Annotated in this window: 11 protein-coding genes; 6 read left to right on the top strand and 5 right to left on the bottom strand. The window is 49.7% G+C overall.

The window, feature by feature from the left end; genetic code table 11:
• Positions 1–26: 26 nt before the first annotated feature.
• The 3 genes from FCL45_RS12395 to FCL45_RS12405 all read right to left on the bottom strand — a co-directional run bounded on the left by FCL45_RS12395 (position 27) and on the right by FCL45_RS12405 (position 2886).
• A complete protein-coding gene (locus tag FCL45_RS12395) occupies positions 27–644 on the bottom strand; it encodes an HD domain-containing protein (RefSeq protein ID WP_228721320.1) in 618 nt (205 codons plus the stop codon).
• 69 nt (positions 645–713) lie between these two features.
• Positions 714–1733 carry a uroporphyrinogen decarboxylase gene (gene hemE, locus FCL45_RS12400; protein WP_136796533.1) on the bottom strand — a complete coding sequence of 340 codons (1020 nt, stop codon included), beginning with the start codon at positions 1731–1733 and terminating at the stop codon, positions 714–716.
• Between the two features lie 88 nt (positions 1734–1821).
• On the bottom strand, positions 1822–2886 hold the full coding sequence (locus FCL45_RS12405; RefSeq protein ID WP_136796534.1) for a radical SAM/SPASM domain-containing protein: 1065 nt from the start codon (positions 2884–2886) through the stop codon (positions 1822–1824).
• 426 nt (positions 2887–3312) lie between these two features.
• On the opposite strand from FCL45_RS12405, the gene hisD reads away from it, so the two are divergent.
• The 5 genes from hisD (at position 3313) to FCL45_RS12430 (ending at position 10238) form a co-directional block, all read left to right on the top strand.
• Complete coding sequence (gene hisD, locus FCL45_RS12410) at positions 3313–4617, top strand: histidinol dehydrogenase (protein WP_136796535.1); 1305 nt, start codon at positions 3313–3315, stop codon at positions 4615–4617.
• Positions 4618–4666: 49 nt separating this feature from the next.
• Entirely contained in the window at positions 4667–5347 is a 681-nt protein-coding gene (gene rsmG / locus FCL45_RS12415) for a 16S rRNA (guanine(527)-N(7))-methyltransferase RsmG (protein WP_136796536.1), read from the top strand.
• Positions 5348–5467: 120 nt separating this feature from the next.
• Positions 5468–6541, top strand: coding sequence for a 3-isopropylmalate dehydrogenase (gene leuB, locus FCL45_RS12420; protein WP_136796537.1), 1074 nt, complete (start codon positions 5468–5470; stop codon positions 6539–6541).
• Positions 6542–6564: 23 nt separating this feature from the next.
• The gene (locus FCL45_RS12425) at positions 6565–7497 is read left to right on the top strand and encodes a ribose-phosphate diphosphokinase (RefSeq protein ID WP_136796538.1); all 933 of its coding nucleotides are present in this window, start codon (positions 6565–6567) and stop codon (positions 7495–7497) included.
• 107 nt (positions 7498–7604) lie between these two features.
• Positions 7605–10238, top strand: coding sequence for a sigma 54-interacting transcriptional regulator (locus FCL45_RS12430; RefSeq protein WP_136796539.1), 2634 nt, complete (start codon positions 7605–7607; stop codon positions 10236–10238).
• Between the two features lie 7 nt (positions 10239–10245).
• Here the strand turns inward: FCL45_RS12430 and FCL45_RS12435 are convergent, their stop codons facing one another.
• Positions 10246–11148: an ADP-ribosylglycohydrolase family protein gene (locus tag FCL45_RS12435; RefSeq protein ID WP_136796540.1), complete on the bottom strand. Its 903-nt coding sequence runs from the start codon at positions 11146–11148 to the stop codon at positions 10246–10248.
• Positions 11149–11428: 280 nt separating this feature from the next.
• Here FCL45_RS12435 and FCL45_RS12440 point away from each other — a divergent pair, with 280 nt between their 5' ends.
• On the top strand, positions 11429–13471 hold the full coding sequence (locus FCL45_RS12440; RefSeq protein ID WP_136796541.1) for an AsmA family protein: 2043 nt from the start codon (positions 11429–11431) through the stop codon (positions 13469–13471).
• A gap of 230 nt (positions 13472–13701) precedes the next feature.
• Here FCL45_RS12440 and FCL45_RS12445 read toward each other — a convergent pair whose 3' ends face one another.
• Positions 13702–15282 carry a phospholipase D family protein gene (locus tag FCL45_RS12445; RefSeq protein WP_136796542.1) on the bottom strand — a complete coding sequence of 527 codons (1581 nt, stop codon included), beginning with the start codon at positions 15280–15282 and terminating at the stop codon, positions 13702–13704.
• Positions 15283–15388: the final 106 nt, after the last annotated feature.

Consider the following 15388-nt stretch of genomic DNA (forward strand, 5'->3'; position numbering starts at 1 on the left):
TTGTTATCCGGTAAAGAATCCGACGCTCAGTTACAGAGGGGCGGATAATGGTGAAGATTGATGTCGGTCCAGTTTCTTTGCTGTACCATCTTTTCGGTATCATCTGCGGAAAAAGGAAGGTGTGAGAACAACTGTATTTCGAGTTTCTGGCAATGGAGAAAATTTTCTTTGATGACTGATTCCCTGAGCAGGTTGCCAGCCCCATACTTCTCAAGAATGTATTCGAGCCGTTCGTCCAGTGAAACTATGCGATCATGAAGGACTCTTTTGTCGGCGTAATAGACAATCTCCGTGGCGTTAAATTCACCACGGCTGTAACGCTTCTGGTCAAAATGAGACAAGAGAACGTGGTTGGCGACGATTTCGGCAATTTCGGGATAACCAAGGTCCTTACAGATTGCCGCTCCGGTCTCTGCATGGGCGCATCCTTCTTCAAGACATCGCGTTTTGGCGATATCGTGTAACAGCGCTCCCGCAAGTATAATTTCCTGCGAAGGGACGGCGGTGCTGACCTCTGTAAGTCCCTGGTGCAGTGTGGCGGCAACCCGGGCCACCATGAGCGAATGGCGCCGAATATTTTCCAGCATGGAAAAATCGTCAATCAGGGCGAGACAGCGCGATGTATTGGGGATGGTAGGGGACATTACTGAAAAAGGTGGAGGCTGTGACCTCCACCTGGGTTAAAAGTGAAATCAGTAGAGCGCAGCAGTTTTTTATTTGCTGCTCAGTTCATGGACCAGATCGACGGCAAGCTTTGCCTGTGCAGGCGGAGTGAACTGATGAATGCCGTGACCAAGATTGAAAATATGGCCTCTGGCATCTTTGGCATCATCGAGTAACCTCTGGATGCGGTTTTTCAGCTTGTCTTCCGGCAGCAGCAAGGCAAAAGGATCAATATTCCCCTGAACAGCTTTATTGCCAACCCTGGCGATGGCGTCTTTGATATTTATGCGCCAGTCAAGGCCAACCACGTCTGCACCCGATTCTGCCGAGTACTCCAGCAGCGTAGCACCGTTATTGGCGAAATAAATCAGCGGGACATCATATTGCTTCAGGCTGGCCAGAATTTTACGAACATATGGATAGGCGAACTCTTCATAGTCGCATGGGGCGAGGATGCCAGCCCAGCTGTCGAAAAGCTGCAGTGCCTGGGCACCAGCCCGGGCCTGGGCCTGCAGGTAGAGAATGGTCGCCTCGGTGATTTTTTCCATCAGGCCGTGGAACAGCTCAGGCTGGGTAAACATGAGCTTTTTGGTTTCCCAGAACACTTTCGAGCTGCCGCCTTCAATCAGGTAGGTGGCACAGGTGAATGGGGCACCGGCAAAACCAATCAGCGGTACTTTCAGCTCTTTTTTCAGGAGCTTGATGGTCTCCATGACAAAGCCTGTGGCCTCATCCGGGTCCGGAATAATCAGTTTGTCCAGGCTGGCCTGGTCCCGGACGGTGGTGGCGAATACGGGGCCTTTACCTTCGTGGAAATCCAATGGAGCGCCCATGGCCTCCATGAGGATGAGGATGTCTGAGAAGAGAATCGCTGCATCCATATTAAGAAGGTCGATGGGCTGCAGGGTAACTTCCACACAGAGTTCGGGTGATTTGCAGAGCTCCAGAAAGGTAACGTTACCACGAACCTTTTGATATTCGGGCAGGTAGCGGCCTGCCTGGCGCATCATCCAGATTGGAGTATAGTCTGTTTTCTCACCGCGACAAGCCCTCAGAAATGTATCGTTCATACTGTCCTTTATCGATTTTTGTTGAAAAGGCGTTTGAAACGGAAACTGTTACCAGATAGGGGTATGGGCATTTCCGTTCAGCTACGCTTTACTTTTTTTGTATTCTCAGTGGAGTATAGCTGCAGAAAGGTTCAGGAGCAAGGAAATCACCTGTCATGGCGTATGACCTGGCTCGGCACCCGCCGCATACGCCGACATATTCGCATTCTCCGCATTTGCCTTTGTAACTCTTGAAATCGCGCAACTGCAGAAACAGATCGGACTCTTCCCAGATCTTTTTGAATTCGGTGGTCTTGATGTTACCGGCAGATTTTGGGAAATAGCTGCAAGGCAGGACTTCGCCATCAACGTCGATCAAGCAGATAAGCTGGCCGGCGAGGCAGCCCTTTGAACCGCCTGTGGAAAACTTCAGGTTGCGCCGCTTGAAGTTCTCTCCCTCTTCCTTGGCCTTTTGGCGAACAATGCGATAATAATGCGGGGCACAGGTGGGGCGCATCAGCAGTTCGTTTTCTTCCTTTTCCACCTGGTAATGCCATTCCAGAATTTCGTCGTAAAGTTTTTCCGGAATGAGCTCAGCCATGATATCCTCGCCACGACCGGTGGGCACGATCATGAACATGTACCAGGCAGTGGCGCCAAGTCCTTTGACCAGCTTATAAATTTCAGGAATCTCTTTCTGGTTACGAACCGTGAATGACGAGTTGACCAGGAAAGGAATACCGTGGGCATTAAAAAGCTCGATGGCCTTCATCGTGCCTTCAAACGCACCTTTTTGATTGCGGAAGTCGTCATGGGTTTCGGCACAGGCACCATCGAGGCTCAGGGAAACCATTCGGATATCCGAATCTTTCATTTTCCTGCAGATTTCTTCTGTGACCAGGGTGCCGTTGGTGGCCATGCACATCCTGAAACCGAGGTCTGACCCGTATCTGGCAATATCGAAGATGTCTTCCCGCAACAGCGGCTCGCCGCCCGACAAAACAACAACAGGACTGGCGTAAGAGGCGATGTCATCAAGTATCTTTTTTGCTTCTTCTAAAGAAAAATCGGGGTGTTCATTGGCCTCAAGTTCGGAAGACGACCGGCAATGCACGCATTTTAAATTGCAGCGACGGGTTGTTTCCCAGGCTATCCACTTTGGCTCAAATTCCATATATAGTATCTCCAGATGAGAAATTTCTAAAAACAATATTCAGTTGCCCACTATATTGCCTTTTTAGGGCAGGGCAAAGGCGAAAAGTCGTCTGATCGGCTAACTCTAAGCATTCACGATAAAAAATAAAGTATTTTCAATTCGCCGGACGAGATTGACCCGCTTGTTGAGCCTCAAACCTTGAAATTGGGCAGCCTGGACGCATTTTATTTGTAATTTGCTAATGGTCGGCTATTATCTGTTGGTCTATATTTACGCCTGCCGAAAAGTTGGATTGGTAGCATGTGCACTGATCAACCCCGATATGAGTCATCAGCAGAGGCGCTTCATTAAAACCAGAGCCAAATTTTCTTGGCATTTTATTTCAAGGGAATGGTTTTCCCGCACAAAGCCAGATAATCATCAGAGAACTTCAAGAGAATAACCATGATTATAACACCTGTATCTACAACCAGCCCGGAAGGAAATGACATTATTTCCGATTTATTGCAACGTTTTCAGGACGCAGACAATTCCTGTCAGCACGTGGTTGAAGAGATTCTGCATAATGTGCGCACCAGAGGCGATGACGCAGTTGTCGAGTATGGACGAAAATTTGATGCTCCGAACCTGTCTGTGGAGCAGCTGCAGGCATCTGCGGAAGAAATGCAGGCTGCTTATACTGCAGTCGGTGAAGAATTTTTGGAGACATTGTCCCTGGCAATAGAGCGTGTTCAGTCATTTCACGAGCGTGAGATGGAAGATTCCTGGATGCAGACACGGGAGGACGGGACCATCGTAGGCAGGCTGGTGCGGCCGGTTGACTCGGCAGGGCTCTATGTACCTGGCGGCCAGGGTGGTTCGACCCCACTGGTTTCTTCAGTTTTGATGAACGGTATACCGGCTGCAATAGCTGGTGTTCCTGAGCGGGTGATGATGACACCGCCGGATGCTGATGGTAAGATCAGCCCGCATCTGCTGGTGGCGGCCCAGGAAATCGGCATCACCCAGATTTTTAAGGCAGGTTCAGCCTGGGCGGTTGGCGCTCTCGCCTATGGTACCCGCACTATTCCGAAAGTTGATGTGATTGTCGGTCCGGGCAATCAGTTTGTTACCGAGGCCAAAAGGCTTGTCTCTGGCATGGTCCGTATCGATATGATCGCAGGGCCGTCGGAAGTGTTGATTGTGGCGGACGAGACTGCCAAAGTGGAAAATATAGCTGCCGACATGCTTGCCCAGGCAGAACACGACACCCTGGCTTTAGCTGTGGTTGTAACCACCGACCGGGAATTGGCAGAGGCTATACCGGCGGAGCTTGAGCGTCAGCTCGGGGAGCTTTCCCGTGAAGAGATTGCCAGGAAATCTCTCGCCGATCGTGGTGTGATCCTGATTGCGGAAAACCTGGAGGAGGCGGTCAGCCTTGCCAACGATATCGCCATTGAGCATCTGGAAATGATGATTGCAGACCCTTGGTCGCAGGTTCCGTTTATTCGCCATGCAGGTGCGATCTTTCTTGGCAGCCACACTCCGGAAGCAGCGGGCGATTATCTCGCAGGCCCGAACCATGTGCTGCCCACCATGGGCACGGCGCGCTTTGCTTCAGCGCTTGGTGTTGAGACCTTTCTAAAGAAGAGTTCAATCATCAGTTATTCAGAGAGAGCCCTCAAGGCAGATAGTGAGCATATTCAGAGGCTGGCCAGATTGGAAGGTCTCACCGCCCATGCCAACTCTGTTGCGGTGCGGGTAAAATAGGCAACAGTGTTACACTGGGGTTGATCAAATATAAATTACGAGTAGTAGTGTGAGCGAGAGTAAAACCATCTTTACCCAAAAGCTTGAAAAGGGTCTGGCTATCCTGGAAATTTCCCTTTCCGGGGAGGCCGTGGAGCGCCTTTTTGTGTACTTCACAGAGTTAAGGAAATGGAGTCGCAAGGTGAACCTGATAGCCAAAGGGGCAACGTATGAAGAGATCGTCGAAAATCATTTTATCGACTCCCTGACCCTGTTGCCACTACTTGAAGGTGGGGATGTTCATCTGTTGGATGTGGGTTCAGGTGCTGGTTTTCCCGGGCTTGTGTTGAAAGCCGCCAGGCCTGAAATGCGGCTTACACTGGTGGAGCCACGTCTGAAGCGCATATCTTTTCTCAAGCATGTGGCCCGTACCTTGAAACTTGAAGGTGTTGAGGCACTGGCCTGCAGGGTGGAAGATGAGCGGTTGCTGCCCTCTGATCAGGATTTCACCCATGTAACGAGCAGGGCAGTGAGTGAGGTAGGACCGTTTCTGGAGATGGTTTCGCGGTTTTCAAATCCCGGATTGCAAGTGATCTGTATGAAGGGACCGAAGTGGCAGCAGGAGTTGGAGAGAGCGGAAACGATTGTGCGTGAAAATGGTTATGTGCAATCGAAGACCCTTTCCTGCCGACTGCCTTTTTCCGGTGCAGAGCGAAATATGCTGGTTTTCCTGACGAATACCCGCTTGTAGCACTGGCAAGTTAAATTCAAATTTGGTAATAAACGACCTTGGCAACTGCTTGAATAACTGGGCTTTCGGAGATTGTGCAATACATTCAAGTTGTGCAGGTTGAACAAGTAAGGAGAAGAGATGAAAAAGATAGCGGTTCTGCCGGGTGACGGTATTGGCCCTGAGGTGATGGCTGAGGCGATCAAGGTTCTTGATGCTGCCCAGAAAAAGTTTTCTTTTGAGCTGTCCTACGAGTTTGCTGATGTTGGCGGTATAGCCATTGATAATCACGGGCAGGCGCTGCCTCCATCCACCCTGGAGCTTTGTGAAAACAGTGACGCAATCCTTTTTGGTTCTGTCGGTGGCCCCAAGTGGGAAAGCCTTCCACCGCAGGAGCAGCCGGAACGTGCCGCACTGCTGCCGCTGAGAAAACACTTCGATCTTTTCTGTAATCTGCGTCCGGCACGCGTCTTTAAGTCTCTTACTGCAGCCTGCCCCCTCCGGCCTGATATCGTACAGGATGGTTTTGATATCCTCTGTATGCGCGAGCTGACATCCGATATCTATTTCGGTCAGCCCAAGGGCCGTGAAGGTGAAGGAGCCGATGAGAAGGCGTATGACACCATGCTCTACACCCGTGCAGAGATCGAGCGTATTGCCCGTATGGCTTTTGAGGCCGCAAGGGTGCGCAGCAATAAAGTAACCTCCGTTGACAAAGCCAACGTACTGACTACCATGGTGCTCTGGCGCGAAGTGGTAATGGAAGTACACAAGGAATATCAGGATGTGGAGCTGAATCATATTTACGTGGACAATGCCACCATGCAGTTGGTGAGGGATCCGCATCAGTTTGACGTGCTGCTCTGTGGTAATATGTTCGGTGATATTATCTCCGATGAAGCAGCAATGTTGACTGGCTCTATGGGTCTTTTAGCTTCTGCTTCCCTTAACGCTGATAAATTCGGACTTTACGAGCCGGCCGGTGGTTCTGCCCCGGATATCGCTGGCCAGGGAATTGCCAATCCTATTGCCGAGATCCTCTCAGCGGGTATGATGTTGCGTTACAGCTTTGGTCTTGATGAGGCCGCAGACGCTATAGATGCCGCTGTAGAGGCGACCCTGGAAAAGGGTATTTACACCGGTGATATCGCGGTTGATAAGAGCAAAGCGGTTGGAACCGCAGCAATGGGAGACGCTATCGTCGCCGCACTGTAAGCTTTGGAGGGAGGTGTGAACATATGGCTCTGAAATCAAGTCTGGTAGTTGTCGCCAACGAGGCGTCAACAGTCCTGGGCCGAAAAGTCGCCGATATTCTCGGGGTGGAGTTTTCTGAGATGGTTCGGAAGACCTTCGCCGATGGAGAGTGCTATCACGCCTTCCCCAGTTCAATTGCGGGCAAGAACCTCATTATAGTGGGTGCGACCCACAGTGAAGCCGCGTATCAGGAACTGCTTGACCTCATCCAGGGGGGCAGATACTGGAATGCGGCTTCCATTAATGTGGTCATTCCCTATCTGGGCTATTCCACCATGGAGCGGGCCAGACCATTTTCCTTTGAAATCCCCAAAGGCATTACCCGTGCCCGCCAGATCTTTCAGGCAAGACCTGACTTTGTCGCTTTTGTCGACCTCCACTCTGAGGCGGTTCTCCATGCACATGCAGGGGCGATTCGCACCCATCATATCTGGACCGACAGCCTGGTTGTTGAAAAGATCAGGCAATCCGATCTTACAGATTATGTACTTGTCTCACCTGATTACGGTTTTTCAAAGCGGGTCGCCAGATTGGCAAGCCTGCTCGATTGCCCACATACAGCCGCAGACAAAGATCGCTACGATACCGACAAAACCATAGTCAGCCAGGTATCGAGTGTTGTAAAAAACAGGACAGCCATCGTCTGCGATGATATGATTCGCACCGGTGGATCGATTGTACAGACAGCCTTAAGGTGTCTTGACGCCGGGGCGCGAGACGTTGTTGTCATGGCAACTCACCTGGTGCTTGCTGGCCAGGCAGAAGAGAAACTTGCAGCGAGCCCCATCCAGCGAATTATCGGTTCGGACAGTTACCCCGGCCGTACCAGCAACACCTTGCTGGATGTGTATTCAGTTGCCCCTTTGCTTGCAGATGTTATGCGAAAATATTTGCATTTAGATAACGATTTGAAGTAGCCATACCAGTGTTCGCGCAGCACAGTGCGTTTGTGACCGCCTGCTTTTTTAAAGAAATGGTGATTACAACGAAGTGGAAGGTAAAGCAGTAGGCGGGTCTGACGAAAATGAAGAAGCAACTTATAGCAGAACATCTCCATCATTCTCTTATCTTTTCAGAGGTAGGTCGCTCCGATCTCGAAGCTTATGCGGATTGCTGCAGGGTTCAGATCGTGCAGGAGGGCGAGTATGTCTATCGCCAGGGGGATAGCAGTGAGTTGTTTTACGTGGTTGCCCAGGGCGAAGTTGAGCTGGTATTAGAACGTGAGGACGGAGACAGTCGGGTTGTAGGCCGTGTTGCACAGGGCGGCCATTTCGGTGAGACCAGTATGATTACCGGAAAGCCCCGATCCCTGAGCGTCAAAGCGCTTTTTGATCTGGTATTGATCTGTTTTGAGCGGAGGATTTTTCGTTCCGTGCTGCTGGTGAACCCGCTGGTGCACAAGAAATTTGATGAAGCCCTTGCCGAGAGACTGCGTGTGGCCTATCTGGATCAGGCCGATACAGCCAGCCACAATGATCCCCATGCAAAATCCAGCGCCGATGATGTAATCCTGTTCAGGGAAAGAAATCTTTCGCAGATCAAGTTGCGCAGACTTGAAAAGAAAAAACAGTCGATTATCTACCACTCGAAGAGCGCCCGTCAGGCTCAGACTGTTATCAGTGCTTTTGCGGCCAATAACGAGCCGTACATCCTTACTGGAGAGTCCGGTACCGGAAAGAAAATCATTGCCCGCCAGATTCATGCCGAGAGCAGTCGTTTTGAAGGCCCATATGTAGAGATAGACCTGCGGGAGCATGACCCGGTTTTGCTGGAGAAGAAGCTGTTCGGTACGAAGCAGGTAAACTCGCCGTTTGGCATGGCTCAGCAGTCTGGAATATTTGAACGTGGTTATGGTGGCACCATCGCCTTTCACGAAATTCGCCTGATGCCGCAGGATATCCAGGAGAAGGTGGTGGAGGCCATGGAGAGAAACACCTTCTCCCATGTTGATTCCGACGAGCCTATCGCCATGCAGTCGAGAGTTGTGTTCACTTCGACCCAGGATCTTGATCATCTTGAAAATACCGGCAAGATCATCCCGGAGTTGCTGCAGATATTCCAGCGTCAGCACTTCAGTGTGCCTGCATTACGGGAGCATAAACGTGATCTGCCGCGACTGATTGAGCATTATCTCGGTCGGTACAGCAAAGAGTATGGGAAAAGTATCCTGAAGGTGTCCCCGGAAACTCTGGGTAATCTGATGAACTATGACTGGCCTGGCAATCTCACCGAACTTTCCAGTGTGATAAGAAGGGCTGTGATGTTGGCCAAGGAAGAGGAACTGCTCTCGGATAATATCCTCCTGGGATTACCCAAGACTGAGGGGAAGTGGGAATTCAACCTGCTGCGGATTCCGTTTTTCAGGGCGTTTCTGACCTCCAAAAAATTCCCTACCTTGCCGCAGGGAGTGGTTGGTGTGGTAATTGCTGCCACCGTGCTGGCGCTTTTTCTCGGTTCCACTGAACCTGAAAAGAATGTCGGCCTCATCATGAGTTGGGCGATCGGCTGGCCTCTGCTTTTCTTCTCTTTCTTTTTCCTGGCCAGAACATGGTGCAGTGTCTGTACTCTTGCTATGCCGGGTAAGCAACTGCAAAGCCTGATAAAACCCAAAAAGAATACGCCCTATTTCATCAAAAATTATTCGGGCTGGATCATGGCGGTGCTCTGCATTCTGGTGCTTTGGGTTGAGATTGTCTGGAACGCGTATCGCAACCCTGTCCTGACCGGTTGGATTATTCTGGCTGTAACCATTGGTTCCTGCGTCTGCAGTGTGCTCTTTTCACGCAGAACCTGGTGTCGTTATCTCTGCCCGCTGGGAGCGATTAACGCCATCTTTGCCATGCCGTCTATTCTGGAGCTTCGCTCCAACAGGCATGTCTGCCTTAACCGCTGTACAGAGCACAATTGCTTTGGTGGCGGGGAGGTTCAAGGTGGTTGCCCTATGTTCAGGCATCCATACCTTGTTGATAATAACAGGGACTGTATATTCTGTGGCGACTGTGTGAAAAACTGCCGTAACAGTTCCATTCATCTGAATCTCCGACTGGCACCGCAGGAGCTTTGGTCACTGCAGACTCCGAGAAGGGCTGATTCGTTTCTGATCGTTGCGCTCGGGGCAATTTTTTTCCCTTTCGCTCTGCATAGCGAGTTCTCAACGCTGGTCCTGTGGTTGAACGGAATGCTGGCAAACTATAACATCTGGCTGCCCAATGCACTAACCGGTTCCGTTATATTCTTCCTGGGAATTCTGATATTTCAGATTGGCTATTACCTGATGGTACAGGTCCAGTCATGGAAGGGCGGAATGGATAGGGAGTTTCTCCTGCCAATGCTTGGTTATGGCTTTATTCCGCTCATTCTGGGTGGATATATGGCGGTGCATTTCGAGGTTTTTGTCAGTGAGGCAGGAAGTATATTACCGGCGATAAAGCATGCATTTGGTCAGGAGGCGGTATTTGACCACTCCAGACTGCTCAGCCCTGACAGTACCTTTGTATTGCAGATATTTACTGTGGTTGGCGGATTGCTGGCATCGATGTATGCCACTTACCGTATAATCGCCAGAGGAGTGAACGATGTAATTGTGGATTCAGCTGTTCTGGCGATTCCCTTTAGCTTCCTGATTACTCTGGCCGTTTTGTTTGTGGTGATGATCTGATAATGGATCAGGCTTTATCCAGATAATTGTTGATTGCCTCGGTGGCCCGCATTTCTTTGAGCCAGTTTTGTTCAAGCCCGTCAAGTCCCTGGTATGCTCCAAGAATCATACCGACTATCATGCCCCGGGCTGCTGAGTCTCCCCCCGCCATGACGTTTTGTACCAGAGCTTCCTGCAAGTTGTCCTGGTAGGCGCAGATGAGGTGAACAGCTCCGGGCAGGGCTGCGCTGGTACTGCACATCTGGCCGAAACGGGTAATAACTTCGCGACTGTCATCGGCTACGGTTTCCAGACTGCTCCGTACCCGCATATCGAGATCGATATCTGCAAGACCATCATCAACCAGGGTCTCAATTGCCTGTTGCGGAGCAATTCCACCGAGCACTTTCAGTGAAGCGTGGACTATAAAATCAGTCGTTGCCGCAATTCCGGCTCCCTTGTGGGTGAGACGGGTCTGTTGTCGGGCGAATTTCATAAGCAGTTCCGGATCATGTTTGTACCAATGAATCAGGGGAGCTATGCGTGCCGGTCCGCCGAGATCGCTTGAGTTTGAGCCGCAATCTTCGGCTGAAGCACCACACTCCAACGCTTCAAGCGTTTTCCTGGTTGCACTGTCCCGATAACCTGAATAGCTGTTGCTGAATTGCTGCCACGCATTGGCAAAAGTATGGAGGTCAAAGCCACCGTTTTCGGCGAGATGACGAAGAAGTAGCAGGGCTTGGTCACCATAGTGAGTGAAGTCACCTTTTTCTTTGGAGGAATGGAACGAATTCGGGACTGGTGGTCGGAGTTGATCGACTATACCGAGCTCGGTCTCTATTTTGCTGGTGTCATAAATCCAGTGAGCGCCGAGAGCGAGTGAATCGGCGGCAAAGGAAGCGAGAACCATGGCCTTACTATTCGTTTTCATTTATGATCTCCGCAAGGGTATAATTTTCTACAATAAATATTAATGCTGCCATCTAGTCAAACAGGATAGTTCCCAACCTGTTTGGTGTCAAAAAAAGCGGGTCTATTTCAGAAAAAGAAAGTTGTAAATGTTTTTGAATATTGGATAAATATACTTATATTCAATGTTGTCGTTACAATAAAAACTCGTATGCGATAGCTTTCGAATACAAAACAACCTTCATGGATGGTTGCTGCTATCCCTGATAATCTGTCAATAACGGAGTGGAGTGGAGCAAGATATGGGAAAAATAGTCAAGTACTTTGCATTTATATCGGGTGGCTTGGCCCTGGTGCTGGTGGCGGCGATATTAATCGTACCAAGCCTGGTTGATGTGCAGAAATACAAACCGGTCATCGAAGAAAAATTAGCTGATGCAACTGGCAGAAAGGTGAGCCTTGGCGGTGATATCAAGCTCTCACTTTTTCCATGGGTAGGCGTTTCGCTGGCGGATTTTCAGATAGCGAACCCTGAAGGTTTTGCTGAAGCTACTTTTTTGCAGGTAAATGCCTTTCAAGCCCACGTAAAGGTGATGCCACTTCTTTCCAGGGAAATCTACGTAGATAAAATTGTGCTTGATGGACCGCAGGTCTATCTTGAAAAACGTAAAGATGGCAAAGTAAACTGGCAAGGATTCGGTTCACCTGAGACTGCAGCTTCAAAACCTTCTGCAGCTGTAAAAGACCCAAAGGAGAGTCCTGCGGAAGAGTCTTCCGGTTTTGCAGTAAAGTCTATAGAAGTTGGTGAGTTTGCCCTCAAGGACGGTAAAATCGTTTATGCGGATGCGCAGCAGGGAACCAGCACTACTGTTTCTGATATTTCCCTGTTGTTAAAAGATGTGAGTCTGACCAGACCGCTTGGAGTCGATTTCAGTGCAACTTTTGAAGGCAAGCCAATAGGGTTGCAGGGTCAGATCGGGCCGCTTGCTTCAGCCGGCGGTGCAGTTGGTAAAGGGATCATCCCGGTGGATCTTTCTGTAAACATCGCTGATCAATTGCAGGCTACCCTTATTGGCCAACTTGAGGATGTCGTTGGCGATATGCGATATAGCTTCGGTCTGAACACCGAATCTTTTTCATTGCGGGATCTGGCCAAGGCGCTCGGGGTTGAAAATTTTCCGGTGCAGACCACAGATCCCAAGGTGCTCAATACGCTGGAGCTTGCTTTAAAGGCAACTGGTACAGCAAGCAGTGCAGCTATCCAGGGCGGGAGTTTCACTCTTGATGACTCGAAACTCACTTTTGAGGCGAATGTTGCCTCGTTCTCCCCACTGAACCTTTCAGCTTCTGCGGCTCTTGATACGATAGATCTGGACAGGTATTTACCGCCACCTGCCGAAACGGAGACCGCTTCCGCAAATGGTGGAGGTTCTGCAGCGCCAGCCACTGCCCAAAAGAAAACTGATTATTCTGGTCTTCGCGCTATTACGCTGGACACCAAATTCTCTGCAGGAACAGTGAAGATCAAAGGTGGTACAGTTGAGAATGTTGTTGTCCAGTTGAAAGGGAAGAGGGGGGTATTCACCGTTGAACCTATGAGCGTAGACCTGTATAACGGTGCGTTGTCGGGTTCAACCGAGGTTGATGTAAGAAAGGATGCACCGCTAACGAAGGTAGCTGTCAATACCACTGGTGTGCAGGTCGGGCCTCTCTTACATGATTTCGCAGGTAAAGATGTACTGGAGGGGGCGCTTGCATCGCAGCTTACTCTTTCCTTCAGGGGAGACACACCGGAGGCAATCAAGAAGAGTCTGGATGGCAAAGGTCTCCTGACTTTCACCGATGGTGCCATCGTCGGTGTAGATCTTGCCGGAATGGTACGAAACGTTCAGGCGAGTTTTGGCCTTGCTGAGAAACCTACAGAAAAGCCGAAGACCGATTTTGCTGAATTGCAGGCTCCCTTCACCATTACAGATGGTCTGGTCGATACTCCCGGCACTACTCTCACCTCCCCACTTATCAGGGTTGCCGCGGCAGGGTCTGCTCACCTGGTGAGTGAAAAGCTCAACATGAAAGTGCATCCGAAATTCGTTGCCAGCCTCAAAGGTCAGGGAGACACTTCAGAGCGGAGCGGTGTTATGGTGCCGATTTTAATTGGCGGAACATTTAATCAACCCACTTTCGCCCCGGATCTCGCTGGATTGTTGCAAGGTGGCCTGCCTGATGTCAACGCATTGCAGGAAGCACTGCAGCAGGAACTGAAACCCAAAAAAGAAAATTCGGGTGAAGAGACAGACGCAATAGAGCAGGGGATCAAGAACCTGATTCCCCAGTTCAAATTCTAAGATGCCAGAATAGTGACGAATCAGGGTGCGTTGCATGAGCACCCTGATTCGAATTCTGCCAGGGGAACGCTGGTTTTTCATCAATCGACAGGCATTGTTTATTCCTGAAAACAACGGGTTGATCAACTAAGCGAGCAAAGTGAAACTCCGCCGATTGATAAATTCGGACCGGCGGATGGTTTGGGGTTCGTCTGGTATATGCTTGGACGACGGGGATTGTGGTTTCATCTTTATAGCTGGCCTTCCACCGGCAGAAAGCGACCAAAGAAATCACTTAGTGTCTGGAAGAAGCTTCGGGATGGTTGAGTGGTACGTGTGCTTTGTTCAGATCGCCATTCAATGGAGTTGTTGTCGTTGACAACTACGTACCAGCTATTTTTTTCTTCCATTATTTCGTTTAGGAAGTCGGTCAGTTCTCCGGTGAGTGATGGAGAATCTATCAACAGGCCATTTTCCGAATTGATGACCAAAGCCCTGGGGTCGAAGTTGAGGGAGCCGATAAAGCATTTACGCCGGTCAGAAATCATAACCTTGGCATGAAGCGAAATAAAGCGTGGAGTAACCGACTGCGCACTGGCCAGCTCGATGACTTCATTAGATGGCTGATGGTTGAACTCAAAAAGTTCCGCACCCGTCAGGAGGATGTTTCGCCTGTATTTTTTGTAATGGCTATTTACCAGCGTATGGTTTGTTGACGCGAGTGAGTTGGTAAAAACTTTAATTTGTATGCCATCGCTTTCCAGCCTTTCCATAACTGCCAGGGAGTCACCCACCGGTATGAAATACGGAGAGGATATAATAAGTTCTTTTTCAGTCGGGTCGGAAAAATAGCTTATCATATCGATAAGGCGGTAGTCCCGACCATCTATTTTCACAGGGTCGTCTTGTAAGAAATATGCCTCACCCACATGGAGACGTTCTCCGATATCTGAGAACCAGTTATCCCAGTTCTGCGGCTGAAGTGGATATGACTGTAACAACTTCTTGTGTTTCCATAGCGATTTTTCCACATCTTCTTTCATGTTGGCAAAGTCGACCTTCCCCATCTTCTGATGCCAGCCGCTGACAGGAAAAACGGTGTCGGTGTTCCAGTAGTCGTCAAAAGCGAATGATGCCTCTTTAACGACATCGCCAATGGCCATGACATCTATATCCAGGAAATTGAACTTGTTGGAAAGGCCGAAATACTCATTGCCTATGTTACGTCCGCCCGCAATTATCGCCTGGTTGTCAACGATCATCAGTTTATTATGCATTCTCCGGTTAAGCGAATGATAACTGGCGATAAAATGGAGTTCTCTGCTGATGAACGTATCACGGGCAGGGTTCGGATTAAATATCCGTATCTTGAGATTGGGGTGGGAATTCAATCTGGTGAGAGTTCTGGTGCTGGAAGCCAGCCAGACATCATCGACAATGACCCTGACTTTGACACCCCTGTCTGCGGCTTTCATAATCCGGTCGAGAAGGAGGATGCCCACAGCATCATCTTTCCAGATGAAATACTGTAAATCTAATGAGTTTTTTGCCGAGTCGATGAGGGCCAGACGGGCAGTCAGGGATTCTTCTGCATCAATCAGCAGGTGAAAACCGGAGGCTTCATTGCCATGACTTGCCCTGAAACCCTGAGCTAAATCGGGGAGGATGCCAGTGTTTGCAGCAGGAAGTGCACTTTCATATTCGAGATTTGGGCGCGGTGGTAATGAGGCGCAACCATAGAGGAAAAGGATTAATAAAAGCAGGATGACCAGTTTGTACCTGCTGGCAGTCATGGAGAGTGTGTGAAGTTGAATAGCATGAACAAGGTGCATTACCCTTGGGTTAGTGCTCCATTAGCGTGTTATTTAGTGGAGCCTTTAGTGGTTGAGTACAATTGTCGTAAAGTAATAATATCGTACAATTGAATCGGATTGTAAA

Origin of the sequence: Desulfosediminicola ganghwensis, from assembly GCF_005116675.2 — a bacterium.
GTDB lineage: Bacteria > Desulfobacterota > Desulfobulbia > Desulfobulbales > Desulfocapsaceae > Desulfopila > Desulfopila ganghwensis.